This window comes from Polaromonas sp. P1_G2, from assembly GCF_056405515.1.
Map to the genome: position 1 here is coordinate 1 of NZ_JBFUBY010001147.1, position 451 is coordinate 451.

The 451-nt window shown below is 49.4% G+C and carries 1 protein-coding gene; it reads left to right on the forward strand.

Annotated elements, in window-relative coordinates:
- Nucleotides 1–207: 207 nt before the first annotated feature.
- On the forward strand, nt 208–451 hold a 244-nt coding region (locus AC1D0P_RS29485; protein ID WP_477679975.1), incomplete at its 3' end, for a hypothetical protein.

Sequence of the window (451 nt, forward strand, 5' to 3'; positions counted from 1 at the left end):
ACTATGATCTCCCCAGTAAAATCACGTTTACAGACGCTTTGAACGCCAAATTATTCAATCAGGCACCGCGGAAATATTTTTCCACGTATAGCCCATATGGTTCATGCGAGGCCATTTTACACGCGTTAAATATTTGCAAAACGAACCACGGATTGGTTTTCGTTTCAACGCAACAAAAAGTTGAAATCAAAGTTTCGAGGAATCTCCATGACCATTTTCAAGATTGCAAACGGCCTAATGAGCCAAGTGAACGCGTCATCAGCAAACGACACATGGCTGCTTGAGGGGGGATTTACCCTAGCCGTCAGCGGCACGGACGCCATCGACGCCACCGGGACAGCCTCGTCCCGCGATTTTATCATCAATGGCTCGATCCTTGAAGACGGCGGCCACGCCGCCCTGGAGGTTGGCAATTCTTCAGCGCACACCGGCGGTTCGGGAAATATTATCG